Genomic DNA, 25,017 nt, shown 5'->3' with positions numbered 1-25,017 from the left:
AACAATAAAATTCGATTAAATGCATCACACATGGCATTTGGTCGAGTTTTATGTTTTTGTATTGATGAAATAAGGAGTGAAGGACTTTGGCAAACGAAAAACAATACCCAATGACAGCTGAAGGTAAAAGAAAATTAGAAGAAGAATTAGTAAAATTAGAAACAGAAACACGTAAAGAAATTGTTGAACGTATTAAAATCGCTCGCGACTTCGGAGATCTTTCTGAAAACGCTGAGTATGATTCAGCTAAAGAAGAACAAGCCTTTTTAGAAGGTCGTATTTCTACATTAAAATCAATGATTCGTAACGCAGTTATTATTTCTGAGGATGAAACAGACAACAGTGTAGTTTCACTAGGGAAAACGGTTACATTTGTAGAAATTATTAATGGTAAACCATCAACGGATGAGGAATCGTATACGATTGTTGGTTCGGCTGAGGCAGATCCGATGGAATTCCGTATTTCTAATGAATCACCAATTGCTAAAGGCTTGCTAGGTCGTGCTGAAGGCGAAGAGGTTGTCGTACAAACACCTGGTGGCGAAATGAAAGTTAAAATTATTTCAATCAAATAATTTTGTACAAGCAGTTAGCTTATCTTTTTAAGGAGAGCTAGCTGCTTTTATCTTAATTTCATCTTTTATGAAAGTTTTAACATCAAGGGACACAATCCATTGAAATGAACGTCAAGAGAGCATGTATTTTATCTTTGATTAAATACATGAGCACAATTATTTTGCAAGTCCCGTTGAACTTGATAGAATATTGGCTAGAGAGGGGGAGAATTCATGAGTGAACGACAAACTAGAAGCAGTCGTCATTTGCAGCCATCTCGTAATAAAAAGCTAGATAAACTTTTGAATGTTTTAATTGGTATTGTCGTGATATTGATTATTATAACTGCAACATACGTGTTTAAATGGCAGGATGATGTAGGAACTGCCGTGAAAGACGAGCCAGCGCAAGAGCAAAAGAACGATGATGGAGATGGGAAAGAAAAGCCTTCTAAAGAGGAAAATAATGATGTTTCAGTAAAAGATAATGAATCTACAAAAGAAGAGCCTAAAGAAGAACAGCCATCATCTGAAAAGGACGCTGCTATTGAAACTACATCAGATAACCCAATTGTTGACAAGGTTATAACAAATAAAGATTGGAAGCCAACGCCTACAACCCAAACAGGTCAGCACGTGTCTTCTTACGATGATACATCAGTTGACTGGGCTGAAAAGGTTGCAACAGTTACAGCTGTTACAGGCATAGAAAAGGACAATATGATTATTTGGCGTATTCAAAATAACGGCAGTGCTAATACGGCCGTAGCGACGGTTTCAACGAATGATAAGACAAAAATGTATCGCGTCAACATGGAGTGGGTTGACAATGAGGGCTGGTTACCAGTGAAACTCGAGCAACTAAATACATTAAATGGCGCCTATTGACGAAAATAACTCGATTGAGTATTTTTAATAGAGTTAAACAATGAAGGGAAGTAACAGAGACATGAAAATTGCAGTAATCGGCGCAATGGAAGAAGAAGTAGAGCTTTTACGAGCAGCATTAGACAATGCAAAAAGCACAACAATCGCAGGCAGTGAATATACAACTGGAACTTATGAAGGGAAAGATGTAGTTTTATTAAAAAGTGGTATTGGTAAAGTGAACGCTGCGATGTCAACTACCATTCTATTACATGAATTTAAGCCTGATGTAGTCATTAATACGGGCTCTGCCGGAGGTTATGACGAAACACTTGAAGTAGGCGCGGTTGTTATTTCAGATGAAGTCCGCCATCATGATGTAGATGTTACGATTTTCGGTTATGAGATTGGTCAGATGGCTGGTATGCCAGCAGCTTACAAATCAGATGAAAGACTTATGAAAGTGGCTGAAGAGGCAGTGAAGGCTGTTGGGGAGCACCAATTTGGTATTGGTTTAATTTGCTCAGGAGATGCTTTTATGAATGATCCTGTTCGCGTAGAAGCAGTCCGTCAACACTTCCCACAAATGAAGGCAGTTGAGATGGAAGCAGCAGCTGTTGCACAAGTATGCTATCAATTTGGTACTCCGTTTGTTGTTATTCGTGCTTTATCAGATATTGCTGGGAAAGAATCGAATATTAGCTTTGATGAGTTTTTACCAGTAGCTGCAAAGCATTCGACGCAAATAGTATTAAAAGCTATTGAAACGCTATAAAGTAAAACTATAATTAGTGGGGAGTTTTTTACCAACTCGCTGATTAGTAGTTTTCACCAATCGTACTTTTACTGCCCGTTAATAGGGATAAAGTACACAGAATGGTCAAAATGAGTGATCTGTAGTGTGAGAAAAATCACAGTTAAAAAGTCTTGCTAATGCTAAACTGTTATTAATTAAATCTCTTCATATTTGGATGGGAGGCATTCATGATGCTATTATTAACAGCAGGAGTAGTCATTATAACGACGTTACTCGGTACACTTATTTCAGCAGAACTTTCAGAATCTGTAGAATTTCATTGAGGGAAACGCTCCTTTGCGACATTCAAGGTCGCAAGGGAGCTTTTTTTATAGCTTCATTGGTTCATCATCAACTATGTTTATCTTTTAAAAAAGTTAGTGGGATTAAGGTAATTGCTATTTTGTGCGTCAAATAAAAGAAAAATGAATAGTATTCACTATGCTGTATACATAATTTATCTAAAGCTTTCGATGGATAAGAATTCTTTCTTTAGATCCTTTTGGGTTCATCACCAAAAGTTGTGGGTGACATTTTTTAAGACGTATGCTTTGTATATAAGTTGATTGGAGTGGAGACTGGGCGACTCCTTGGGGATCAGCGTCACAGATGAGACCCTGGAGCGAGCTCCGCGAGTGAAGCGGCTCATCGGACGCCCCCAGGAAGCTCTGCTCTGCGCGAAAGCGAAGCGTCAGCGGCAAAGCGCCCAGTCGGAACGGAAATCAACCACACGTTATGGTGAAGATCTTCCTTTTGTAACAAAAAATGCGTGATTCATGGTATGTTAATGTTAAGGATCCATTGAAATTTTTCAATTATCAATTTACAATATATTACTCAGTAGACTTTTGGTCTCGTTTATATAATTGATAGAGTTTAATAAGTGCCCGCTTTTCAATGCGAGAAACATAGCTACGAGAAATATTTAAACGAGCAGCGATTTCTTTTTGAGTAAGGGCATCATGTTGGTTTAAACCATAGCGAAGGGTTACTATTTCGAGTTCACGATCGTCGAGCATATGCAAATAATGATATAGTTGTGCAACATGTTCTTTATGTTCAATTTTTTCTGTTGCGCTCTCTTCATCACATTGTAAGAGATCACGGATCTGTAAGGCGTTACCATCTTTATCTGTACCAATTGGCTCGAATAAAGAAACATCTTTTTGCACTTTTTTCTGAGTACGCAGATGCATTAAAATTTCATTTTCGATACAGCGGGCAGCGTAAGTGGCAAGGCGTGTTTTTTTGTCAGGAGTGTAACTTTCTACGGCTTTCATAAGTCCTATAGTACCAATGGAAATATAGTCGTCTAGTTGTTCGTGTTTCGGGTGAAATTTTTTTACAACGTGTGCAACGAGTCGCATATTGCGCTCAATTAAATCAAGACGCGCTTGCTCATCACCGCCTAAAAATCGTTCAATACAAGCAGCTTCCTCTTCTTTTGAAAAGGGTTTATGGAATGTTTGCCCCTTTAAATAGCCAAGTAACGCAGGGATCTCAAGCCATAACTGCAACATAGATGTAAAAATTCCGCTCATTGAATGATTTCATCCTTTCCCCATTTTTCGACAGTATATGTTAAGAAGCTGCGTTAAATGAAAAAAAGTGCAACAGCAAATGCGCTGTTACACTTTTTTTAACGTGATTGTACTAATCATTAGTAATGCTAGTATTGGGAATAGGAAAAGATAAAACGCTGGGTGGAACGTATTAGATGCGAAATACGTTAAAGTTAAGAGCGTACCTGCCGCTGTTATTGGTAACCCTGTGAAGTAGCCGTTTGCTTCACTAATATTGAAGCGAGCTAATCGCATTGCACCACAGACGATATACAGTACAGTCATCGTCATGCCGACAAAACCGAAGTCGACTAAAACAACTTTGTACATTAATAATGCAGGTGCCACACCAAATGATATAATATCACTCATAGAGTCTAATTGTTTACCTAAATCAGACACTTGTCCGAGGGCTCTAGCTACCTTCCCGTCATAGCGATCAAGAAGGGCTGCGATAAAGATAAACAAGACGCTGTAGCTATAATATTCATGTAGTGTAGCCATTATGGCCGCGCCACCAAAGGACATATTACTGATTGTAATGAAGTTTGCTGCTTGCGATTTCATTTTCTTAACCGTGGTATCCACCAACTTGTGATATAGAAACAAGGGGGATCACTCCTTTGCACTTAAGATATTGTACCATTATACTTCGAATGCGAAAAAATTGACAGTCTAAATTAATCGATAGGGGTTTTGTTTTATGAAAGAAAAACTATATCAACGCTTGATTGAATTAACAAATGGCAAGCAATCCTCCCATCTTTTGCAAAGCATTGCAAAAGCAAAGTGGAGTAAACGTATGATCCCTAGTTATATGAAGGTATACGATATTAACCTTGAAGAGGTTTCAAAAAAACGACAACAATTTTCAAGTTTACATGACTTTTTTACAAGAGAGCTTTTAGAAACTGCACGTCCAATTGAACAAAATCCTACTACCTATGTAAGTCCAGTGGATGCGAAAGTGGAATCATTTGGACGGATTGAATGGGATATGACGTTTCTTGTAAAGGGTAAGCCTTATGCATTACAAGATTTACTTGGTAATTCAGAACGTGCTGCGCACTATGCAGATGGCCATTTTATCGTGTTTTACTTGAGTCCTGCAGATTATCACCGTATTCATAGCCCGATTGATGGGAGAGTACTAAGACAATATACGCTTGGTCAAAAATCATACCCGGTTAATCAGCTAGGTCTTTCATACGGTAAAAAACCAATTTCACACAATTATCGTTCAGTGACGGAGCTGAAAGTGGCAAATGATCAGCAGGTAGCGTTTATTAAAGTTGGGGCTACATTTGTTAACTCGATCGTACTCACTAATACTACAACTCAGTGGCGTAAGGGTGATGAAGTCGGATATTTTTCATTCGGCTCAACAGTAGTCATGCTATTTGAAAAGGATGCAATTAAATTTACGGATAATGTTGTGCAAGGAAGCCCAATTCGAATGGGTGAAGCCTTCGCAAATATGCTATAATGGTCGAATAATACATTTAGATTAGGGGTCGCTATTTTGTATAATTTTTTATTACCAGATGAATTTGTGACGAGTATTTTTGAAATTACACCGGAAAAGCTTCAAGACTTAGGCATTAAAGGAATCATTACGGATTTAGATAATACGCTTGTAGAATGGGACCGTGCAGATGCAACAGAAGAGCTTATTATTTGGCTTCGTATTATGAAAGAGTCAGGTATTCGTGTTATTATTGCGTCGAATAACAATGAAGCGCGTGTAAAGCATTTTGCCGAGCCACTAGGAATCCCGTATATTCATAAAGCTAAAAAGCCATTTCGTAATGCCTTTTATAGTGCAATTATTCAATTGGGTCTACGACCACACGAAGTAGTAATGGTAGGTGACCAATTACTAACGGATGTAATGGGAGCAAATCGCTTAGGCTTGCATACGGTACTAGTAAAACCAGTTGCGCAATCAGATGGATTCGTAACAAAATTTAATCGATTCATTGAACGTCGTGTGTTCAGTGATTTAGAACGAAAAGGAATCATTACTTGGGAGGAAAAAGAATGAACGAAATGCCAAATTGTATTGGCTGTGGTACAACAATTCAAACAGAAGATAAAACAGCAGTTGGGTATGCACCCCCATCATCATTAGAAAAAGACGTGGTCATTTGCCAACGTTGCTTCCGTTTGAAAAATTATAATGAAATTCAACCAGTGTCATTAACAGATGATGACTTTTTACGCATATTAAACGGTCTTGGAACACAGCAAGGCCTAATCGTAAAAATTGTTGATATTTTTGATTTCAATGGGAGCTGGTTACCAGGACTTCACCGCTTCGTTGGTAAAAATCCAGTGTTATTAATAGCGAATAAAGCCGATTTATTACCGAAATCTGTGAAACCGAAAAAAGTAATTAATTGGCTAAAACGTGAAGCAAAGGCTCTTGGTCTACAACCTGTCGATGTACTTTTAGTGAGTGCCCATAAAGGTAAAGGAATGGCTGAAGCGATGGAAGCCATTGATGAGTACCGTAATGGACAAAATGTTTACGTTGTAGGTTGTACAAATGTTGGGAAATCCACGTTCATTAATCGTATTATCAAGCAGGCTACAGGTGAAGGTGAGGTTATTACAACTTCTCATTTCCCAGGTACAACTTTAGATATGATTGAAATTCCATTAGATGATGGTAGTGCATTATATGACACACCAGGAATAATTAATCATCATCAGATGGCACACCATATTGACGCTAGCGAATTAAAATATATTATGCCTAAAAAAGAAATAAAGCCAAAAGTTTATCAGCAAAATGCTGGACAAACGCTATTTATTGGCGCCCTTGCACGTTTTGATTTTATTCAAGGAGATCGATCGGCATTTACTGTACATGTGGCAAATGACTTACCGATTCATCGTACAAAGCTTGAGAAGGCAGATACGTTATATGCAGAGCATAAGGGTGAATTACTTGCACCTCCAACTGCTGAATTTATTGAACAGCTACCACCATTAGTGCGTCATGAGTTCTCCATCAAAGAAGCAAAAACAGACGTTGTATTCTCTGGTCTTGGATGGATTACAGTGCAGCATGAAAATGTAGTTGTAGCAGCTTACGCGCCAAAAGGTGTACAAGTTTCAATTCGCCCATCACTTATTTAGGATGTACTAGTAGAGAAGAGGGAAGAAAATGAAGAAATGGTTTGCGGTTATTGGAGATCCAATTGAGCATTCAAAATCACCAGCCATGCATAATGCTTGGTTTGAGGAAATGTCGATAGATGCTACTTATATTCCTGTGCATGTATCTTCTGAAAACCTAGAGTCGGCAGTTGCGGGCTTGAAAACTTTAGGTGCAAGTGGCTGGAACATTACAATCCCACATAAAACAGCAATCATTCCCTATTTAGATGAGTTAGATGAGTTGGCAGAAAAAATGGGAGCTGTCAATACGGTTGTCCGAACAAAAGAAGGAAAATTAAAAGGCTACAATACAGACGGTGTTGGTTTTGTTCGCTCGCTAGAAGAAGCAGTTGGTAAGTCACATAAAAATAAGCCAGTTCTTCTTATTGGTGCGGGCGGTGCTGCTCGTGGTATTGCATTTGCCATGCAGCAGCAAGGTTATACAAATTTAACCATTGCCAACCGTACAGTGGCAAATGCACAAGCCATTGTCGATGAAATGGGTATAGGTACTGCTATTTCTTTAACAGAGGCTGAGGAAACATTAACTGATTTCGGCATTTTAGTGCAAATGACATCGGCTGGACTTGCTACGGGCAATTTTTCAATGCCATTTTCATTAGAAAGACTTGCAAAAGGCGCAATTGTGGCCGATATTGTGTATAATCCATTAATGACGCCTTTTCTACAAGCGGCTGAAGAAAAAGGAGCAACCGTCGTTACGGGTCTTGGAATGTTCGTTCACCAAGGAGCAATTGCTTTTGAGCATTGGCTTAGTGAATACCCAAATACAAATTCAATGATTGCGCATCTGAAGGTGCAATTAGGAGGATATTAATTTTTATGTTAACAGGTAAACAAAAACGTTTTTTACGTGCGGAAGCACATCACTTAACACCGATTTTCCAAGTAGGAAAAGGCGGCGTTAATGACGAGATGACAAAGCAAATTCGAGAAGCATTAGAAGTACGAGAGCTGATTAAGGTACGTATTTTAGATAACTGTGAGGAGGACAAGCATGAAGTGGCAGAGGCACTTGCAAAGAGTACTCATGCGGAGCTCGTTCAATTAATTGGTCTGACAGTTGTTTTATATAAAGAATCACGTAATCATAAAAAGATTGTATTACCAAAAGCAGCGAAATAAGGTGAGACGATGAAAAAGGTCGGTTTATTGGGAGGCACATTTAATCCACCCCATAATGGACATTTAATGATGGCTAATGAAGTACTTCATGCCTTGGATTTAGATGAAGTTCGCTTTATGCCAAATGCGTTACCACCACATAAGTTTGCACGTCATGATGCTAGTGACGTGGAGCGCCTTGAAATGGTAAAGCATGCAATAAGTCCATATCCGCATTTTTCTGTGGAGTCGTATGAGGTAGAGAAGGGTGGCGTATCCTATTCTTATAAGACGCTTACTTCGATGTGTATAAGAGAACCTAATGTGAAATTTTACTTTATCATTGGAGGCGACATGATTGATTCGCTTCATACATGGTACTGTATTGATGAATTAGTGAAGCTTGTGCAATTTGTAGGAGTAAAGCGTCCAGGAACAGAGGCCTTCACAGAGTATCCTATACTAATGGTGGAAGCTCCCCAAATCGATCTATCGTCCACACTGATTCGTGAACGCCTGGCCACTGGAGGAACGGTTACTTTTTTACTGCCTGAAGCGGTAGAGACGTTCATACGAGAGGAAGGTCTTTATGGAACGCGAACAGTACTTAGCGGCGATTAAGCCACGCATGCCAGAGAAACGCTATATTCATACCATTGGCGTAATGGAAACCGCCATTGAGCTAGCAAAATTATATGGTGAGGACGAAAAAAAAGCTGAGACATCAGCCATTCTTCACGATATTGCGAAATATGCAGATATTGAGTGGATGGAGCAAATCGTCCGTGATGAAAAATTAGATGCTCGACTAATCGGCTGGGGCAGTGAATTACTGCATGGTCCAGTAGGTGCATATATTGTAGCAAGTGAATTTGACATTACAGATGAGGATACGTTAAATGCAATTCGTTTTCATACAACAGGACGCGTGGGTATGAGTCGTTTAGAAAAAATTATTTTTGTTGCAGATATGATTGAACCAAATCGTAAATTTGATGGGGTTGAGCGTCTGCGAAAAAAAGCAATGAAAGATTTGGATAAAGCGATGAGTGCTTGTGTGCGCCATACATTGGCATTTTTAATTGACACAAAGCAGCCAATTTATCCATTATCCATAGAATGTTATAACGATACGATGAAAAGAGAGGAAAGTGAAGGATGACTTCAACTTTATTACAAGCAGCTTACAAAGCAATTGACGACAAACACGGTGAGGATATTGTCGTTTTAAATATGCAGGGAATTTCACTTTTAGCGGATTACTTTATTATTTCTCATGGTAATTCAGATCGCCAAGTGCAAGCAATTGCGCGTGAATTACAAGAGGTAGCAGTAAAAGAGGGGTATGAAATTCGTCGTGTAGAAGGCTTCGATGGCGCACGCTGGGTTCTTGTAGACCTTGGAGATGTTGTAGCGCATGTATTCCATAAAGATGAACGTGCTTATTATAACCTTGAACGTCTATGGGGTGACGCACCGCAACTAGACATGCCTGAGGCTTAAGTGAGTAGTTACGAACGATTTGCACACGTGTATGATGAGCTACAAACGGATATTCCTTACAGTCTTTATGTGGAATGGGTTTTGCAGCATGCACCAAGCAGTCAATTCCCAAATCTTTTAGATATCGGTTGTGGTACAGGTGTACTTGGCCTGTTGTTTGCGCAGGCTGGTTATAAGGTGAGTGGAATTGATTTATCTGAAGATATGCTCTCAATTGCCGCTGAGCGCTTTGCTGAGGCTGATTTACAAGTTCCGCTCTATTGTATGTCAATGGATGAATTAGAAGGCTTTGAGGCACTTGACGTTGTAACGATTGCTATTGATTCACTGAATTATGTAGTGGAGGAAAAGGCGGTTTATTCAACGTTACAACGTATTTTTGACGCATTACGTGATGGAGGTCAATTGTTTTTTGACGTGCATTCGTTATTTAAAATGAATGATATTTTTTTAGATGGACCATTTACTTATGATGATGGCGACATTAGCTATGTATGGCATACGGAACCCGGCGATTTTGACCATTCCGTTGTTCATCAAATGACGTTTTATGTGCGAGATGCTGTGAGTGAGCTGTATGAACGCTTTGATGAGGAGCATATCCAGCGCACATTCTCAATTGAGCAATATATGACATGGCTTCGTGCAATTGGCTTTACACATGTGGAAGTAACGGCAGATTTTACAGATGAAGCCCCTGAATACGAAAGTGAACGCATTTTTATCCGTGCGGTGAAATAGTAAAACAGCTTGTTAGTAGAATAAAACTAACAAGCTGTTTTTGCTTTTTATCGTCGTAGTTTCTCTTGTTGGCGCTACTTCACATTGTGCGTTACCTTAACTATGGATGTAGAGCTATGTTTACTAAAGTCTAGGATCGACAGGGTCACTTTCGAGTGCTAGTGTGCCGAGTACACATTCATGAATACGAGCAGTCGATTCACCTTTTACAAAACGTTCTATCCCTTCCAGTCCGAGTGCGAATTCACGCAATGCATGCTTCATTTTTTTATTTGGATTGCGTTCTTTTAGCTTCGTTAAATTTGAAGTCTGTAAGTAGTCCATACCATAGATGATACGCAAATATTCACGTCCGCGTACTTTGATAGCAGGCTGAAGTAGTTTTCCCTGATAGTTGGTTACAAAGGTTTCAGGTTTAATAACAATTCCCTCATGACCAGCTGCAGTCATTTCCTCCCACCATGTAATGGCTTCCTGTTCAGAAGCTTCATCTGTAATTACCTTAAATTCTGTTTCAATGAATAGCGCTGAATTTTTTGCAAACAGTCGATTCATTTCCATATGCCATGTATGTGGTTTATGGAAAAAAGTTTCTGAACTATGTGCTAATACATGGAAGGGGGCAATTTGAATAGATGAAGTATCCTGGACATCCCAACAATAGTTTTGAAAAACAGTTGAAAATCGTTGTGCATTTTCAAGTAACCCCTTATACTCCTGAAGCCATTCTGAAACATCGATATGTGCTGTGTCACGTAGTTTCTCCATAAGCTTTGTACGGTCCATTAATGCTTGATCAGCTACATGTGCATATTGCTGATCGATTAGCTGCTGCGCTTTTAAGTTCCAAGGTAAAATTTCGGCATCAAGTAGTACGAAATTTGTATTAAACTGTTCGAAATAGTTTTTCTCCATTAATTCACAATGAAGTTGTTGAAGAATTTTTTGCTCTGTCTCTTGATCGAAAAAACGTCTTCCTGTTCTAGATGTCATAATGCCAAGTGTTTCTGTATCGATATATTCCTTTGCAATGAGTGAATCTTTAAACAGCAGCAGTACAGCACGACTGCCCATATGTTTCTTCTCGGCAATCATTGTATGGACACCATGCTTTTGATAATAGGCAAATGCCTCTGTAGGATGCTCTAATGTGTCCCCTAAAGCAGATGTTTGAGGAGTTGGGCTCATTGTTGGTGGAATATAAACGAGCTGCTCTAATGGCAATGCATAATGAGAAACATTGTCTATGGCTGCCTTTGCATAAGCACCACCAATTTGTACATTGCCAAAGTATGCAGTTTCCACTGTGAAACCTTCTAAAAATGCACCGATATTTGGCGAATCAAAACGTTGAGCTTTCGCTTCAAGTAGAGGATTCCGTTCAATACCTGCATAGTTTTTATAAGCGTTCACAAACTCAATGATCTTTTCAGGATAACGAAAGGCAGTTAGCTGACCACCAAAAACAACTCCTTGGTCAATATTCAGCGTATTATTTTGCTTTAAGGGACGTAATTTAGGATCATGTCCCCAAATAATAAGCTGTGATGATTGATGCTCTGTAAACCAATCATTACGAATAGGTTTTCCGGATGGATCTTGTCCCAGTACATCACCATAACGACAAAAATCAGAAATTCTTGCCGATTGTTTGCCTATATAACGGTCACGGATACCAGCGTGTGTAACAACAGCGGAAGAAATGCCGTTGTTCATTAAAATATAGTGAGACGGAGCAGCCAGTAAACATTTTGCGAGACGAGCTTTAAATTCTTTTGTTTGCTCCACCCCATAAACATTTTCATAATCGATAAATTCAGCTTCAACTAGCTCATCTCCATGATGTAGCGTTACTTTACGTCCATCTAGCCAACGAGCGATTTTCCAGCCATGATTACTATCGGTCATATAGGCAAGTCCGCGCTCTATATGACGTTCAAAAAAGGCCATCGTTTCAATAGATTTTGGTCCTCGGCTCATAATATCACCAACTGAAACAAAACGCCGACCTAGTGGATGAATATAGTAACCTTCCTTGTTTTCTTCGTAGCCTAACTTACCCAGTAATTCGATAAATTCATCAAAGCAAGCGTGGATATCTCCAATAACATCTAGCCCAGCATCTACATCTAAGTGTAATGATGACTCCTGTCTTGATAGTGTTAGCTCCTCTGTTTCTTTCACCATATAGGTTTTAGTAAATGCCTCTTTTTTAATCAATCGTTTTTCTGTTTTCAATAGGCGTGCCTGTTGTTTGATACGTTTACTTCCTCTTGGATCTTGGCGTAAAGTATCTCGTCGTAACAATTCTTCAAGAGGAACATCCAATACGATCGCACTTACAGGAACATGTAGTTTCTTCCCAAGCAAGATGTATTTTTGACGTTCTTCTGATTGTAAATGAGTAGCGTCGACTAATGTACACTTATTTAATGTGCATCTAGCCTCTAAGACGCGTTCCATAACAGCGAAGGCTTGTGCAGAGATAGCGAAATATTCATCATACAATAAATCTGCTACTTCCTTTGAATAGTTTTGAAAATCAATATATTTTGTATCAGCAACAAGTGTGCGATAACTATCAGAGCTAATGATTTCAGAAGGAGAAAGCATACCTACATTAACCCAATGTTGTAAAAGCGTAGATTTCCCACTATTGGATGGACCAATTAGCAGAACAATCCCTGTGCGTGGAACTGTGATGTTCATACACTTACCTCCTTTTTTGTAAAGATGCACATTTGGGTAGGTTGTCCATAAAGATTATGTTCATTACCGATGCCTGTAAATAAAAGCTCATATTGTTCATGGCTATTCATTATATGACACCATTTTTGAAATTGACTACGTGTCCATTCAAAGCGGTGGTCATCGTGCCGCATTTCATCTAATTCGTATACAGCATTGTATTCAGCATTAGGTGTTGTCACGATTAATGTTTGAGGACTATATTGAGATAATAGTAATGACATTATTTTAGGAAGTCGTTCCTCATCAATATGTTCAATGACTTCACATAAAACGATGACATCCTTATGCTGTAATCGTGCATCATAATAGAAAAGGGAGCCCCATGTAGGTTTTGGTATTACGTATGCTTTCTCTAATGTTTCAAAACGTTTTATCGCCTTTTTCATTGCAACTTCACTAGGTTCAACCGCAAGCAGCTCGTCAATTCCTTTAACGTAGGCAAGTAAACTTGAAGGCTTTCCTTCACCAGAACCAAGATCAACAATAGTTGATTTTTGAGGTAGAGCTTTAATCGTTTCAACAATTTTTTCGTAGCGTAATGTATTGAGTGAACGTGTTGTATTTTGTATCGTAGTAGTACCATTATGTAAATGGGAGAAGCGAAGGGCTTTTTTATAAATATACTCCTTCATTGGATGTGTATCTAACCAGCCTTCTCCGTACCGCTTGAGTTTATCAACTTCCAACTCATCGATAAAGTAATGCTTATAATCATCTAAAACAGGGATGAGTACAAAAAGATGTTGTAGTGCTCGTTGGAGCGTAATGTCCGCTGATAATGTTAGAAAACGGGCACGATGTTTTTTATTCAAAGCCTCGATGTTTACAGTGTATCCAAGAGGCTGAAACAATTCATGTATCTCTTCATTTGTCATAGCTGTAGCGATTGGGCCGAATTCAAATTCAAATGAATTTGCTTGAGCTACCCATTCTATGTATTGTTCTTTTGGTCTACCATTTAACGCAGTACCTAAAGCAGAACGGATTAGGGATAAAAAAATACTACTAGCGGCGAATTCACGGTCATTAATATAATGTGTAATATCAAGCGCGTTGTCATTTTGAACAAGTGCGAGTGCATTTGGCGTAACAAATATTGTCACAGCAAGGCTTGTTTCAGAAAGCTCGTGATAGACAAGTCGAACTAAATGATCTTTTACACGCCGTTCATATAAATTATTCGGATTTTTTGATAGTAAGTAGGAGATAGCTTTCACATTTTCTCCCTTTGCCTGTATTGTTAGCTGCATATTCTTCCTCCATTCAGTACACAAAGGCATAATGTGTCTTATTTATTGTGGCTCATCACTAAAAGTTGTAGATGACATTTGTTAAAACGTATGCCATGTATATAGGTTGATCTTCGTTCCGACTGAGCGACTCATGAGGGATCAACCACATGATATGGTGATGGGCTATTATTCAAAGCATAGCATAATTTTACATCAGTATGTCAGTGTCATAAAAGTAAAGGCCAGGGATGTCTTTTTGTCTTAATAGATAAATTATCTTTTCAATGTAAGAATGATATTGTAAGATGAAGGAGACTCCATATGATTACCTTTTGCAAAGAAAGGATGTTAAGAATGATCCAATCTTTATGGCAAAAGTACAAAAAAAGTATGTTGCTTCCCGGCATACTTGTAATCGGTGGACTTTGTTACTTCTTTTTTTCGAGATCTGACTCTTCACCTCCCCAAGAAGAGCTCATCGAAACAATCCAACCTATTGAACAACAAGAAATGCAAGAGCCTGTAGATGAAGCGGTCATACAACAGGTATTTATTGATATAAAGGGTGCTGTACTGTATCCAGGTGTTTATGAGCTACAGCCCGACCAACGAATTATAGATGCTGTACAGCTTGCAGGTGGCTATACGCAAGATGCTAATTCGCAACTTATTAATCATGCCCAAAAAGTTCAGGATGAAATGGTTATTTATATTCCTAGAAAGGGTGAAAAGCTAGACGAAATCACCTCTAATATGTTGACGATGCCTACTAGCGGTACTTCACAAGGCAATAATGGCATGGAGGATCAAAAGGTCAATTTAAATAAAGCGGATGAAGCAGCACTTACGACATTGCCAGGTATTGGTCCATCAAAGGCTCAAAGTATTATCTCCTATCGTGAGGAGAATGGAGGCTTTAAAACTATTGAGGATCTAAAAAAAGTGACCGGTATTGGCGAAAAGACGTATGAAAAACTGAAAGATTCTATTACAGTAAAGTGAGGCGGCACGTTTTGTGATATTGACGACCCTTTTCAAAAAGGGCTACACTATAGTAGAAAATTGACTGTTGCAATGTAGGTACAGTTAATAAAAAATTGTAATCGAATTTTTTTGGAGGTAGTCATATGGAGCGAATTACTTGGGATCAATTTTTCATGGCACAAAGCCATTTACTCGCATTACGTAGTACATGTACAAGACTGGCAGTAGGAGCAACCGTCGTTCGGGATAAGCGAATTATTGCAGGTGGCTATAACGGTTCAATTACAGGTGATGAACATTGTATTGAAAAAGGTTGCTATGTTGTTGATAATCATTGTGTGCGTACAGTGCATGCTGAGATGAATGCACTTCTACAATGTGCTAAATATGGTACACCTACAAAAGGTGCAGACTTATATGTTACACATTTCCCGTGTCTACCATGTACGAAATCTATTATTCAAGCAGGTATTGAACGCGTGTATTACGCCACTGATTATAAAAATAATCCTTATGCCCAGGAATTATTTGAAAAAGCAGGTGTGGAGGTAGTTCACGTTCCATTTGATGAACGTAAAATCGACTTTTTAAGCGACGACAAATTAGCCTTGTACATAGACATGCTAAACGAGCTTCGTGAATGTGGTATGCCTGCAGAAAAATTGCTCCCATATGAACAGAAGGTGAGTGCATTATTTGGCAAAAAGCTCTAAAGCATAAATGGGTTTACGTAGCACTAGCTGTACTTGTAGCTTCATTAGCGGCACACAAGTCAGCTTGGCTACTCGCTATTCTTCTGCTTTTCGCGTTATGGCTTAACTTGAAAGGTGAAACACGCTTAATTTCAGCTTTTGTTATGGTTATTGGATTTCTTTCCTATTTCTTCATTGTTACATTTCAACTGACGGAATCTTCCCCTCTACCGTCAACATTCCAAATAACTTGGTCGAGTGAATATAAAATAAATGGTCAAAAACTCCGAGGTTTTGTAAAAACTGAAACAGGTGAGAAGTTGTATGTCGTATATACTTTCTCCTCAGAACAAGAAAAAAGCTTTTATGAAAATACTTCATTAACAGGCTGGACCTACCTTGTTCAAGGAGAACTTATAGCACCTCTTCCACCTGCACATGTGTATGCATTTTCTATGGAAAAATATTTGATCAGTAAAGGTGCAAGAGGAATATTTGAAGTTTCAAACTGGACCTTTATAGAAGAGAAAAAATCTATTCGTTCGTTTCTTGCTAAACAGAGACACTCTATGAAAAAACATATTGAAACAACATTCCCGGAGTCACTAGTTGCAGAAGCACAAGCACTTCTAATAGGATCACAGGATCAAGTCGATCATGAGCTTCAAAGAGCCTATCAAAAGCTTGGCATCACACATCTCTTTGCTATCTCTGGTCTGCATGTGGCACTTGTCTCATGGTTGTTTTTTGAAGGTCTTCTACGTATAGGCGTACGGAAGGAAATGGCGACTATAGTTTTACTCATCATCTTACCTATCTATGGAGTGCTAGCTGGCGGTGCTCCGTCCGTATGGCGTGCAGTATCTGTCGTAGAATTAATCATGCTGATGCGTTACGCTAGGTGGCAAATATCGATTGATGATGCCTTAGCAATTAGCTTTCTTTGCTTTGTCTTACTAGAACCAGGTGTCATTTATCAGATTGGTTTTCAATTGTCATATTTAGCAACAGTTAGTCTTGTCTATTCTGGCGTCATTTTAAGACGATCCACGAACTGGTTAATCCGTTCATTTTTCATTACATTTGTGTGCCAGCTTCTTGTTTACCCATTATTACTCCATCATTTTTATGAAATTTCTATTTCATCATTTTTGGCAAATATTATTTTCGTACCACTGTTTTCCTTTGTTATTTTGCCCTTAAATATTGCTATGTTTGTCATAACAATTATATCGATGCCAGTAGCTAAGGTTTTATTTGCTGGATACGAGCCGCTTCGTATTTGGCTTACGACATTCATTTTATATGTCCAGGAATTGCCTTTTCAGCTGTGGTCGCCGGGAAGACCTGCTATTTGGCTTATTTGCGTGGCGTTGATAAGTGTGTTAGTGGGCTTCTATTTTATAGAGATCAATCATTATGGTAAATTTGCAGTTGTGATTTTCATTCCTGCAATCTGTATTCATTTTTTGCCGATGTTATTTAATGAAACGAAGCTTACGTTTTTAAACGTTGGTCAAGGTGATTGTACAGTTATTGAATTACCGTTTAGAAGGGCTGTATACGTTATTGATTCAGGAGGCTTACTGCGCTTTGAGCAGGAACTATGGAAGACTTCAGAAAGCCCGTATGAGGTTGGGAGACAGGTTGTCGTACCGTTTTTAAAAGGAAAAGGGATTCGAGACATTGATATTTTTATCGTCACCCATGCAGACGCTGATCATGTAGAGGGAGCTGAGGAGATTTTGCAGGAGATTAATATGCATGAAATTCATCTCACTCCTGGTTCAATGGATAAACCTATTATGCAAGATTTACTAATGGAAGCGAAGAAGCGAATGGTTCAAGTGAAAGAAAAGATGCATGGTACAACGTGGCGTATAGGAGAGACAAGCTTTCAATATTTATGGCCCCTTGAGACCGTTTATGAGGGGAATAATGATTCAATTGTTTTGTATTTACAACAGGGGGCATTTCGAGCATTGTTAACGGGTGACTTAGAGGAGCATGGTGAACAGGAGCTTATTCATCTTTACAACAAACAATTAGCGGATATGACATTGTTGAAGGCTGGACACCATGGCAGTAAAACATCAAGTATTGAGCCTTTTGTAGAGCTGTTACGGCCTGAATTAACCATTTTCAGCGCAGGGCTCAATAATCGCTATCGTCATCCGCATGATGAGGTAGTGGAGCGTTTCGCCAGTCGTAATTTACCGACATTAACAACTGGAATAGACGGCACGATTGAGGTGCGAATTCGGGGGGAAACATGGTCAGTGCAAATTGAAAAAGACCTTGTCCAATGAGCAAGGTCCTTTTCAATCGTACATTAATAATTATCTAGCTACGAATTCTACTATAATTGCGACTAAAAACATAATTGCGAAAGCTCCAAATGATACACCGAAACCAACTCCAGAATCGATTGCATCGTTACGGCGACATTGTATGTTTTTTCCTTCAAATGGATTCATTGTTATCCCTCCAATTCTGTTATTTATTATAAGACATCATTTTCATAAAAGCTATATCGAAAAGGAGAATTCGCCGTGTGGCAAGGAATCGACACAATTCGGTCAAAGTCACAAAGGAATTCAAATCATGTATACTAGTAGTATTGCTAGATGGAGGGGAAATTATGATTTCAACGGTTTGGAATAATATCAAAAGAGGAGAGCTTTCACCAGTTTATTTACTCGTTGGTGAGGAAAGCTATTTTATAGATGAAACAGTTAAACGTTTAAAAGAGGCTATAGGACCTGAAGAAGAGATAGAAATGTCAACATTTGATTTAGAAGAAATGCCAGTAGATGTTGTTATGGATGAAGCGGATACAATTCCTTTTTTCTCTGAACGGAAGCTGATCATTGCAAAAAACGCATCTTTTTTAAAGGCAACTGAAAAGGGTAAAGAGAAAATCGACCATGATGTAAAACGCCTTGAGGCATGGCTTGCGAACCCTTCCGATTTTTCAGTAACCGTTTTTATCGCACCTTATGAGAAATTAGACGAGCGTAAAAAAGTGACAAAGCTAATGAAGGAGCATGCATTATTAGTCCAAACTGAAACGCCCAAAGAGCAGGATTTAGCTGTCTGGATTCAAAGTGTTGTTAAAGCAGAGGGTAACAGTATTACGCAAAATGCGATTGAGCAGCTTGTCGCAATGGTTGGACCGAATATGTTACAGTTGCAAATGGAAATTGAGAAGCTAACTCTCTATTTAGGTGATGGAGGCGAGATTACTGCTACGTTAGTTGAGGATTTAGTGGCAAAAACATTGGAGCAGGATGCCTTTAAAATGTTAAATGCTTATTTTGCGAATGACTCAGTAGGGGCATTGTCTATTTATCACGATTTACTACGTCAAAAGCAAGAGCCCATCATGCTTGTTGGATTGCTTGCATCCAATGTTCGTACGATGTCTAATGTGTTTTATTTATTAAAAAAAGGCTACCATCCACAGCAAATTGCCAAAAATTTAAAAGTACATCCTTATCGTGTCAAATTGATGGTTGAGCAGCGTAATCGTCCATCAGAGGAAAGTTTACTGAAGGCGTTGTATCAGCTAGCAAAGGTCGATTTACAGCTGAAAACAGCGGGTGGCAATCGTGAGCGTTATTTAGAACTCTTTTTACTGCGTCAATTTTAATAAGAAATCAACTTTTGGTGAGCTGTCCTAAGCAATATGGGCAGCTCTTTATCTTTATACAGTTAGCACAATCAAAATCAAGACGCATGTTGTGCGATAGCGCAGCACAGCAATTAAGGTCATAATTAATGATCTTTGAAAAATAAAAAGATCAGCTACTCTGAATAGAGTATACTGATCCTTTATAACAATTATGCTTTTTTAGCAAGGCGAGACTTTTTACGAGCCGCCGCGTTTTTGTGAATAAGTCCTTTTGAAGCTGCTTTATCTAAAGATTTGAAAGCTGCTTGTAAAAGTTCTTGTGCGTTCTCAGCATTAGCAGCAACAGCGTTTTCAGCTTTTTTCACTGTAGTACGCATTGCAGATTTAGCTTGAGTGTTAGCAGCGTTAGCTTTTTCGTTAACTTTTACGCGTTTAATCGCAGATTTAATGTTTGGCATATGTTTCACCTCCTAAAATAGGTACGAGATGATATCTTCTCATTGATTTCTTGTGTCAATACAACAAAAATCATTTTAACAAACGCTAGGCTAAATTGCAATAGATAAATGCAAAGAATATTTACTTGACAGTTTGAACAAACTACTTTTGAGGTGAACTGTATGCAAAATTTAAATTGGCAACGTACGGATTTAATTGATGAGTCGGAAGAAGTTGTTTTACATCAAACGAAAGAGCAAAAGGAAAAGCTTGAAGAAAAAAGTGGTGTCCAAATTGAAGATCGGAATACTGGTCGGGTAAAAATCACTGATGTGCTCGTTAATGCAGAAGGTGAGAAGCAGATTGGTAAGAAGGAAGGGCAGTACATTACACTTTCCGTACCTACTTTGACGCTTGATGATCCGGATGGATTTGAACAGCTTGAGAAAGAGTTGCTTGTAAGTTTTAATAAAATGCATGAAGCAATGTCGTGGAATGAGGACGACAAAATTTTAATTATTGGTCTAGGTAATCGTACCATTACACCCGATGCTATAGGACCGTATCTTATTGATCATTTGCATAGTTTAGATGTAATTGATGAAAAATTTGTCATGTATGCGCCTGGTGTAACAGGACAAACAGGATATGAAACTGGTGATTTTGTTGCGGCATTGGCTGAACGACTGCAGCCAAAATTAATTATTGTTGTAGATGCGCTTGCAACAAGGGCTAGTGATCGTTTATGTAAAACAATTCAATTAACGAATACAGGGATACATCCTGGTTCAGGCGTAGGAAATCAGCGTAAGGAAATTTCATATGAGATGCTTGGCATTCCTGTTACCGCAATCGGTATCCCGACAGTAGTTGATGCACCTGTATTAATTGCAGATGCTGTAGAGTTCATGCTACGTTCTTTAGCGGCACGAGTTGCAGAACGGAGCAAGCCTTCATCAAAATTGTCATTATCATCTTGGCAACCAGATATAAATAAAGAGCTTGATATGTCTTTAATACAACCAATTTTCGGTGAATGGGCTACCTGGACAAAAGAAGAACGTCAGCAATTGTTTGCTGAAACATTTGCAGGCTCGCATACACAGCTGATGGTTACGCCAAAGGAAGCAGATTACTGGATAGATAAATATGCTAAAATCGTATCATCTATGCTTATGAAATGGGCAAATAATCTGTAATTTTTTTTCGTTCTAAAAGGCACATCCCCTCCATACGATAAGGGGAGGAGGGTGTGACTTTGCTAAAAAAACTACAGTGGTCATTTGGTTTATTATTGTTCTTCTTCGTATTACCTGTCATTGCTGGGCAACTTCCGTTCAACAAGCAAGCATCGACTCCGATTAAACAACCAGAGGATCAACCAGTCGTGTATGCCGCTACTAATTTAACTGAACAAAGTGTGCTCGAGGAGACAAAAGAAGAGACAAAAGAGGAGACAAAAGATCCATTTAAAGTATTATTATTATTTACGCATTCACAAGAATCATATCAACCGATGGTAAAAGCTGTTAGCGGGAAAGCGGCCAATTATGATGAAAAAACAAATATTTATAATTTACAAGATGCAATTTCCAAGCATTTTAGCATGAACGGTATACAGACGGATGTATTAGAGGTTGATGTTATGAAGGAACTGAAACTTAAGGGAAAAAGTTTTCCGGATTCATACAATACTGTGCGTCCTTATTTATCAAAACGTTTACAAGAGCAGTCCTATGACTTAGTTATTGATTTGCATCGAGATGCTGCTAAGAAAAATACAACAACGATCACACATAACAACGAATCCTATGCACGTATTGCCATTGTCGTAGGTGCAGAGCATAAGAATTATCGTTGGAATACTGCTTATGCAGAAAGTTTATCTGCTTCTATGAATGAAATTGTGCCAAAGATCTCTAGAGGTGTTATCTCTAAAAGTGGAGACAATGTAGATGGGCGCTATAATCAGGATCTAACAAAAGAAATGATTTTAATCGAATTAGGTGGAATTGATAATACAGAAGAAGAATTGAATCGTTCAATTGCCGTAATAGGAAAAGCCATTGCAAAATCCTTTATTACAGAAAAACAAGAATAGTAGGTCTCTTATTTTAAAACTAGTAAAAGATTACTATAATTTATATAGTGGAATTGGCAAAAAGATGGACTGTTTAAGATGACCATCTTTTTGCCCATTTTTTTTACAAATGTCATCTCGAATTATGATGTCTATTGTTAGTAAAATTACCAGGAATTTTTTTTGAAAAAAATAGTTGTTAGACCTTTAAATTGTTCATTTCTTGGCTTATAATTTTCAAGGCAGTTTATAAAGATTTGATTTGGAAAAAGTTTTTGAACGGCATATGCAATAGGCGAAACACGCTTTTAAAGCATCTACCATTTTTGGAGATGCTTTTTTGACGGAAAGAATGTGGAAAGATAAGCGATTATTTTAAATGGAATAAAGTACAACTATACATATGAAGAGCTTAATTGTGTTGTTTATGTTATCAAAGGAAGATTTAAAATATTCATGCGAATTGATTGGGGAAATATTGGGTGTTAGTTGTGGAGAACCCAGTTATTTCTCTTGAACTATTAGCTGTCTGAGAGGGACAAAAATTTTCTAAGATATCATTTTATATAAACTTTTATAGTTACTCACCCGTCATTCATAAAGTGAGTGCACTGAATTGTTAGTTAAAAGGGGACGATGTTTGGCTTTATACTAAAGTTTGTGCTGTGAAAAATGTAAAATATTTGTAGATAATTGGCTCACACCAAAAGTTGAGGATGACATTTGTAAATCGTATGCCTTGTATATAAGTTGATTGGAGTGGAGACTGGGCGCCCCCAAGAAGCTCTGCTCTACGCGTCATCGACAAATGTTTTCTGTGCGAAAGCGAAGCGGCAGCAACAAATGTTTTCTGTGCGAAAGCGAAGCGTCAGCAACAAAGCGCTCAATCGGAACGGAAATCAACCACACGTTATGGTGATGAACTAGATTATTGGAAGAAGAGGAAGGAATATTATGTCAGGCAAGACGTTCAATCATCGTTATATCCCGGGGCTTGATGGGATTCGAGCTTTAGCAGTACTAGCTGTTATTGCTTATCATTTTAACTTCAGCTGGGCCAGTGGTGGGTTCCTAGGAGTTGATATCTTTTTTGTTTTATCAGGTTACTTAATAACCTCTACCATTTTACCTTTAAAAGGAAATCAGTTAACAGTAGGATTAGGGAAATTTTGGATTGGGCGATTTCGACGTTTACTACCTGCTGCGTACGTAATGATTATTACTTCATTCGCTTGGGCGACCCTGTTTCATCAGGAACTTCTCAATACGTTGCGCGGAGATGCAATATCCTCTATTTTTTACTCAAGTAATTGGTGGTTCATTTTTCATGAAATTTCTTATTTTGATAGTTTTGGATCCCCTTCACCTTTAAAAAATTTATGGTCTTTAGCTATTGAGGAACAATTTTATCTTATTTGGCCGATTCTGTTAATGCTTGGGCTTTATATTGTTAAAAAACAGGGTAAATTAGCCATTTTCATATTTATCGGTGCATTATGTTCAGCTACGTTAATGGGCATACTATATGAGCCAGGAGCTGACCCAAGTCGTGTATATTATGGGACAGATACGCGTTGCTTTGAATTATTAATAGGCTGTTGGCTAGCTCTCGTTTGGCCGATGAAAAGATTATCGTCACAAAAACTATCTATGGAGCATGCCAAGAAACTAGATATTATAAGCCTTGTTGCTTTTACTATTTTCATTTTAAGTATTATTTTTGTAGATGAATATCAAACTTTCTTATATAGAGGTGGTATGTTCCTATTTTGTTTGAATGCAGCTGTATTAATAGCATGTGTTTGTCATCCTATTAGCTTTTTAGGGAAAATGCTTTCTATGAAGCCTCTACGTTGGATTGGTTCAAGATCGTATGGAATTTATTTATGGCATTATCCGATTATCGTGTTAGGTACGCCAGTCCACGAAATAGGTAATCCTGTTTTCTGGCGAGTTGCTTTACAACTAGTTCTTATTTTGATAATTGCTGAATTATCGTATCGTTTTATCGAAATGCCTATACGTAAGGAAGGGTTCCGTTCCTATTATCGACAGTACCTTGCATTTAATAAAAATAAATGGGGCAGCTATTCGTTCACTAGAAAAATTTCAACAGTGCTCATTCCTCTATTCCTTTTAGTATTTTTGACTGGAATCACAGGAGTTGTAGGGGAAGAACAAAAGGAATCAAAAGAATCCCAGCTAACAGAAGTTAAAATTAATGGTGCTGAACAAGCTGCAAAGCGAGATGATACCGTAACGGAAAAAGAAACAACAGAAAGTGATTCATCGAATGCTGAGGATGGGGAAGGTGAAACTAGTGCTCAACCGGACATAAAAGAGCCTGAACAGGAGGAAAATGATCCAACTGCTAACGCTATGAATGAATCTTATACTGGAATATTGGCTATTGGAGATTCTGTCATGATAGATATTGCTACAAGCTTACATCAGATCTATCCGAACATTACAATTGATGCAAAAGTTGGTCGCCAAGTTTCACAAGCCGTCAAACTGGCTCCAAATTATGCTAGTTTTAATCAGCCAGATAAAGCAGTTATTATTCAACTTGGCACAAATGGTTATTTTTCGAGTGATCAGATTGATGCACTACTTGCAGCTTTCTCCAATGCCGATATTTATTTAGTAAATACTCGGGTACCGCGTTCTTGGGAAGGTAAAGTGAATTATTCTTTACAACAAAAAGCTCAAGAGCATGATAATATTACATTGATTGATTGGCATTCGGCTGCTATTAACCATCCAGAGTATTTCGCTCCAGATGGTGTACATTTAGAACAAAAAGGTATTGAGACGTTAACGAACCTTATTCAACAATCGATAGATAAATAATTAATTATGTAAAAAATAGTCAGCATGCACCTTACTATAG

At 38.3% G+C, this 25,017-nt stretch carries 27 protein-coding genes; 21 read left to right on the top strand and 6 right to left on the bottom strand.

Going from position 1 to position 25,017, the window contains the following annotated elements:
- Positions 1-86: 86 nt before the first annotated feature.
- The 4 genes from greA to ACVWXS_RS12495 all read left to right on the top strand — a co-directional run bounded on the left by greA (position 87) and on the right by ACVWXS_RS12495 (position 2,990).
- Entirely contained in the window at positions 87-575 is a 489-nt protein-coding gene (greA, locus tag ACVWXS_RS12510) for a transcription elongation factor GreA (protein WP_068983694.1), read from the top strand.
- A 213-nt stretch (positions 576-788) separates the two neighbouring features.
- Positions 789-1,442: a YrrS family protein gene (locus tag ACVWXS_RS12505; RefSeq protein WP_374965842.1), complete on the top strand. Its 654-nt coding sequence runs from the start codon at positions 789-791 to the stop codon at positions 1,440-1,442.
- A gap of 61 nt (positions 1,443-1,503) precedes the next feature.
- A complete protein-coding gene (gene mtnN / locus ACVWXS_RS12500; RefSeq protein ID WP_068983692.1) occupies positions 1,504-2,196 on the top strand; it encodes a 5'-methylthioadenosine/S-adenosylhomocysteine nucleosidase in 693 nt (230 codons plus the stop codon).
- Positions 2,197-2,783: 587 nt separating this feature from the next.
- On the top strand, positions 2,784-2,990 hold the full coding sequence (locus ACVWXS_RS12495; RefSeq protein WP_456958435.1) for a hypothetical protein: 207 nt from the start codon (positions 2,784-2,786) through the stop codon (positions 2,988-2,990).
- 60 nt (positions 2,991-3,050) lie between these two features.
- Here the strand turns inward: ACVWXS_RS12495 and sigK are convergent, their stop codons facing one another.
- Together sigK and pssA are read right to left on the bottom strand one after the other, a co-directional pair.
- The gene (gene sigK / locus ACVWXS_RS12490) at positions 3,051-3,758 is read right to left on the bottom strand and encodes an RNA polymerase sporulation sigma factor SigK (protein ID WP_068983691.1); all 708 of its coding nucleotides are present in this window, start codon (positions 3,756-3,758) and stop codon (positions 3,051-3,053) included.
- An 87-nt stretch (positions 3,759-3,845) separates the two neighbouring features.
- Complete coding sequence (pssA, locus tag ACVWXS_RS12485; protein ID WP_083226923.1) at positions 3,846-4,388, bottom strand: CDP-diacylglycerol--serine O-phosphatidyltransferase; 543 nt, start codon at positions 4,386-4,388, stop codon at positions 3,846-3,848.
- Positions 4,389-4,482: 94 nt separating this feature from the next.
- On the opposite strand from pssA, the gene ACVWXS_RS12480 reads away from it, so the two are divergent.
- Genes ACVWXS_RS12480 through ACVWXS_RS12440 form a run of 9 tightly spaced genes read left to right on the top strand, consistent with a single transcriptional unit; the run spans position 4,483 to position 10,313 of the window.
- Entirely contained in the window at positions 4,483-5,265 is a 783-nt protein-coding gene (locus ACVWXS_RS12480; protein WP_423473239.1) for a phosphatidylserine decarboxylase, read from the top strand.
- A 33-nt stretch (positions 5,266-5,298) separates the two neighbouring features.
- Positions 5,299-5,823 (top strand): YqeG family HAD IIIA-type phosphatase, encoded by a 525-nt coding sequence (locus tag ACVWXS_RS12475; protein ID WP_368635987.1) that lies wholly within the window; start codon positions 5,299-5,301, stop codon positions 5,821-5,823.
- The gene (gene yqeH / locus ACVWXS_RS12470; protein WP_368635858.1) at positions 5,820-6,923 is read left to right on the top strand and encodes a ribosome biogenesis GTPase YqeH; all 1,104 of its coding nucleotides are present in this window, start codon (positions 5,820-5,822) and stop codon (positions 6,921-6,923) included. The genes ACVWXS_RS12475 and yqeH overlap by 4 nt, the downstream gene beginning before the upstream one ends.
- Before the next feature lie 28 nt (positions 6,924-6,951).
- Entirely contained in the window at positions 6,952-7,782 is an 831-nt protein-coding gene (gene aroE / locus ACVWXS_RS12465) for a shikimate dehydrogenase (RefSeq protein WP_456958434.1), read from the top strand.
- A 5-nt stretch (positions 7,783-7,787) separates the two neighbouring features.
- On the top strand, positions 7,788-8,090 hold the full coding sequence (gene yhbY, locus ACVWXS_RS12460) for a ribosome assembly RNA-binding protein YhbY (RefSeq protein WP_456958433.1): 303 nt from the start codon (positions 7,788-7,790) through the stop codon (positions 8,088-8,090).
- A 9-nt stretch (positions 8,091-8,099) separates the two neighbouring features.
- The gene (locus tag ACVWXS_RS12455) at positions 8,100-8,690 is read left to right on the top strand and encodes a nicotinate-nucleotide adenylyltransferase (RefSeq protein WP_427419837.1); all 591 of its coding nucleotides are present in this window, start codon (positions 8,100-8,102) and stop codon (positions 8,688-8,690) included.
- Positions 8,659-9,231 carry a bis(5'-nucleosyl)-tetraphosphatase (symmetrical) YqeK gene (gene yqeK / locus ACVWXS_RS12450; protein ID WP_456958432.1) on the top strand — a complete coding sequence of 191 codons (573 nt, stop codon included), beginning with the start codon at positions 8,659-8,661 and terminating at the stop codon, positions 9,229-9,231. The genes ACVWXS_RS12455 and yqeK overlap by 32 nt, the downstream gene beginning before the upstream one ends.
- On the top strand, positions 9,228-9,572 hold the full coding sequence (gene rsfS, locus ACVWXS_RS12445; protein WP_368635863.1) for a ribosome silencing factor: 345 nt from the start codon (positions 9,228-9,230) through the stop codon (positions 9,570-9,572). Before yqeK ends, rsfS begins: the two co-directional genes overlap by 4 nt.
- Positions 9,573-10,313 (top strand): class I SAM-dependent DNA methyltransferase, encoded by a 741-nt coding sequence (locus tag ACVWXS_RS12440; RefSeq protein WP_456958431.1) that lies wholly within the window; start codon positions 9,573-9,575, stop codon positions 10,311-10,313.
- Between the two features lie 123 nt (positions 10,314-10,436).
- Here the strand turns inward: ACVWXS_RS12440 and ACVWXS_RS12435 are convergent, their stop codons facing one another.
- Complete coding sequence (locus tag ACVWXS_RS12435; RefSeq protein ID WP_456958430.1) at positions 10,437-13,022, bottom strand: polynucleotide kinase-phosphatase; 2,586 nt, start codon at positions 13,020-13,022, stop codon at positions 10,437-10,439.
- Positions 13,019-14,314 (bottom strand): methyltransferase domain-containing protein, encoded by a 1,296-nt coding sequence (locus ACVWXS_RS12430; RefSeq protein WP_456958429.1) that lies wholly within the window; start codon positions 14,312-14,314, stop codon positions 13,019-13,021. Before ACVWXS_RS12430 ends, ACVWXS_RS12435 begins: the two co-directional genes overlap by 4 nt.
- Before the next feature lie 336 nt (positions 14,315-14,650).
- On the opposite strand from ACVWXS_RS12430, the gene ACVWXS_RS12425 reads away from it, so the two are divergent.
- The 3 genes from ACVWXS_RS12425 (at position 14,651) to ACVWXS_RS12415 (ending at position 18,281) form a co-directional block, all read left to right on the top strand.
- Entirely contained in the window at positions 14,651-15,298 is a 648-nt protein-coding gene (locus ACVWXS_RS12425; RefSeq protein WP_456958428.1) for a helix-hairpin-helix domain-containing protein, read from the top strand.
- Between the two features lie 125 nt (positions 15,299-15,423).
- Entirely contained in the window at positions 15,424-15,993 is a 570-nt protein-coding gene (locus ACVWXS_RS12420) for a ComE operon protein 2 (RefSeq protein ID WP_402984818.1), read from the top strand.
- A 143-nt stretch (positions 15,994-16,136) separates the two neighbouring features.
- Positions 16,137-18,281, top strand: a complete 2,145-nt coding sequence (locus tag ACVWXS_RS12415; protein ID WP_456958427.1) for a DNA internalization-related competence protein ComEC/Rec2 — start codon at positions 16,137-16,139, stop codon at positions 18,279-18,281.
- Positions 18,282-18,311: 30 nt separating this feature from the next.
- Here ACVWXS_RS12415 and ACVWXS_RS12410 read toward each other — a convergent pair whose 3' ends face one another.
- Entirely contained in the window at positions 18,312-18,449 is a 138-nt protein-coding gene (locus tag ACVWXS_RS12410) for a YqzM family protein (protein WP_368635871.1), read from the bottom strand.
- Between the two features lie 164 nt (positions 18,450-18,613).
- On the opposite strand from ACVWXS_RS12410, the gene holA reads away from it, so the two are divergent.
- The gene (gene holA, locus ACVWXS_RS12405; RefSeq protein ID WP_368635872.1) at positions 18,614-19,624 is read left to right on the top strand and encodes a DNA polymerase III subunit delta; all 1,011 of its coding nucleotides are present in this window, start codon (positions 18,614-18,616) and stop codon (positions 19,622-19,624) included.
- Positions 19,625-19,815: 191 nt separating this feature from the next.
- On the opposite strand, the gene rpsT is transcribed toward holA, so the two are convergent.
- On the bottom strand, positions 19,816-20,064 hold the full coding sequence (gene rpsT / locus ACVWXS_RS12400) for a 30S ribosomal protein S20 (protein ID WP_068983677.1): 249 nt from the start codon (positions 20,062-20,064) through the stop codon (positions 19,816-19,818).
- Positions 20,065-20,226: 162 nt separating this feature from the next.
- Between rpsT and gpr the strand changes: the two genes are divergently transcribed.
- From gpr to ACVWXS_RS12380, 4 genes are all read left to right on the top strand, one after another.
- The gene (gene gpr / locus ACVWXS_RS12395) at positions 20,227-21,243 is read left to right on the top strand and encodes a GPR endopeptidase (RefSeq protein ID WP_456958426.1); all 1,017 of its coding nucleotides are present in this window, start codon (positions 20,227-20,229) and stop codon (positions 21,241-21,243) included.
- A gap of 53 nt (positions 21,244-21,296) precedes the next feature.
- Positions 21,297-22,145 carry a stage II sporulation protein P gene (gene spoIIP / locus ACVWXS_RS12390; RefSeq protein WP_402984825.1) on the top strand — a complete coding sequence of 283 codons (849 nt, stop codon included), beginning with the start codon at positions 21,297-21,299 and terminating at the stop codon, positions 22,143-22,145.
- 733 nt (positions 22,146-22,878) lie between these two features.
- Positions 22,879-23,043 (top strand): hypothetical protein, encoded by a 165-nt coding sequence (locus tag ACVWXS_RS12385; RefSeq protein WP_456958425.1) that lies wholly within the window; start codon positions 22,879-22,881, stop codon positions 23,041-23,043.
- 35 nt (positions 23,044-23,078) lie between these two features.
- Positions 23,079-24,977, top strand: a complete 1,899-nt coding sequence (locus ACVWXS_RS12380; protein ID WP_456958424.1) for an acyltransferase family protein — start codon at positions 23,079-23,081, stop codon at positions 24,975-24,977.
- The last annotated feature ends 40 nt before the right edge of the window (positions 24,978-25,017 follow it).

It is taken from the genome of Lysinibacillus sp. TE18511, assembly GCF_054062295.1.
This window is presented reverse-complemented; position numbering and strand designations above follow the sequence as displayed.

Excerpts from the sequence above, each read along its gene's own strand:
- ACVWXS_RS12505 (WP_374965842.1), top strand. The coding sequence starts at position 789 with ATGAGTGAACGACAAACTAGAAGCAGTCGTCATTTGCAGCCATCTCGT.
- mtnN (WP_068983692.1), top strand. The coding sequence starts at position 1,504 with ATGAAAATTGCAGTAATCGGCGCAATGGAAGAAGAAGTAGAGCTTTTA.
- sigK (WP_068983691.1), bottom strand. The coding sequence starts at position 3,758 with ATGAGCGGAATTTTTACATCTATGTTGCAGTTATGGCTTGAGATCCCT.
- ACVWXS_RS12480 (WP_423473239.1), top strand. The coding sequence starts at position 4,483 with ATGAAAGAAAAACTATATCAACGCTTGATTGAATTAACAAATGGCAAG.
- yqeH (WP_368635858.1), top strand. The coding sequence starts at position 5,820 with ATGAACGAAATGCCAAATTGTATTGGCTGTGGTACAACAATTCAAACA.
- aroE (WP_456958434.1), top strand. The coding sequence starts at position 6,952 with ATGAAGAAATGGTTTGCGGTTATTGGAGATCCAATTGAGCATTCAAAA.
- yhbY (WP_456958433.1), top strand. The coding sequence starts at position 7,788 with ATGTTAACAGGTAAACAAAAACGTTTTTTACGTGCGGAAGCACATCAC.
- ACVWXS_RS12455 (WP_427419837.1), top strand. The coding sequence starts at position 8,100 with ATGAAAAAGGTCGGTTTATTGGGAGGCACATTTAATCCACCCCATAAT.
- yqeK (WP_456958432.1), top strand. The coding sequence starts at position 8,659 with ATGGAACGCGAACAGTACTTAGCGGCGATTAAGCCACGCATGCCAGAG.
- rsfS (WP_368635863.1), top strand. The coding sequence starts at position 9,228 with ATGACTTCAACTTTATTACAAGCAGCTTACAAAGCAATTGACGACAAA.
- ACVWXS_RS12435 (WP_456958430.1), bottom strand. The coding sequence starts at position 13,022 with ATGAACATCACAGTTCCACGCACAGGGATTGTTCTGCTAATTGGTCCA.
- ACVWXS_RS12430 (WP_456958429.1), bottom strand. The coding sequence starts at position 14,314 with ATGCAGCTAACAATACAGGCAAAGGGAGAAAATGTGAAAGCTATCTCC.
- ACVWXS_RS12425 (WP_456958428.1), top strand. The coding sequence starts at position 14,651 with ATGATCCAATCTTTATGGCAAAAGTACAAAAAAAGTATGTTGCTTCCC.
- ACVWXS_RS12420 (WP_402984818.1), top strand. The coding sequence starts at position 15,424 with ATGGAGCGAATTACTTGGGATCAATTTTTCATGGCACAAAGCCATTTA.
- ACVWXS_RS12415 (WP_456958427.1), top strand. The coding sequence starts at position 16,137 with ATGGTTATTGGATTTCTTTCCTATTTCTTCATTGTTACATTTCAACTG.
- ACVWXS_RS12410 (WP_368635871.1), bottom strand. The coding sequence starts at position 18,449 with ATGAATCCATTTGAAGGAAAAAACATACAATGTCGCCGTAACGATGCA.
- holA (WP_368635872.1), top strand. The coding sequence starts at position 18,614 with ATGATTTCAACGGTTTGGAATAATATCAAAAGAGGAGAGCTTTCACCA.
- rpsT (WP_068983677.1), bottom strand. The coding sequence starts at position 20,064 with ATGCCAAACATTAAATCTGCGATTAAACGCGTAAAAGTTAACGAAAAA.
- gpr (WP_456958426.1), top strand. The coding sequence starts at position 20,227 with ATGCAAAATTTAAATTGGCAACGTACGGATTTAATTGATGAGTCGGAA.
- ACVWXS_RS12380 (WP_456958424.1), top strand. The coding sequence starts at position 23,079 with ATGTCAGGCAAGACGTTCAATCATCGTTATATCCCGGGGCTTGATGGG.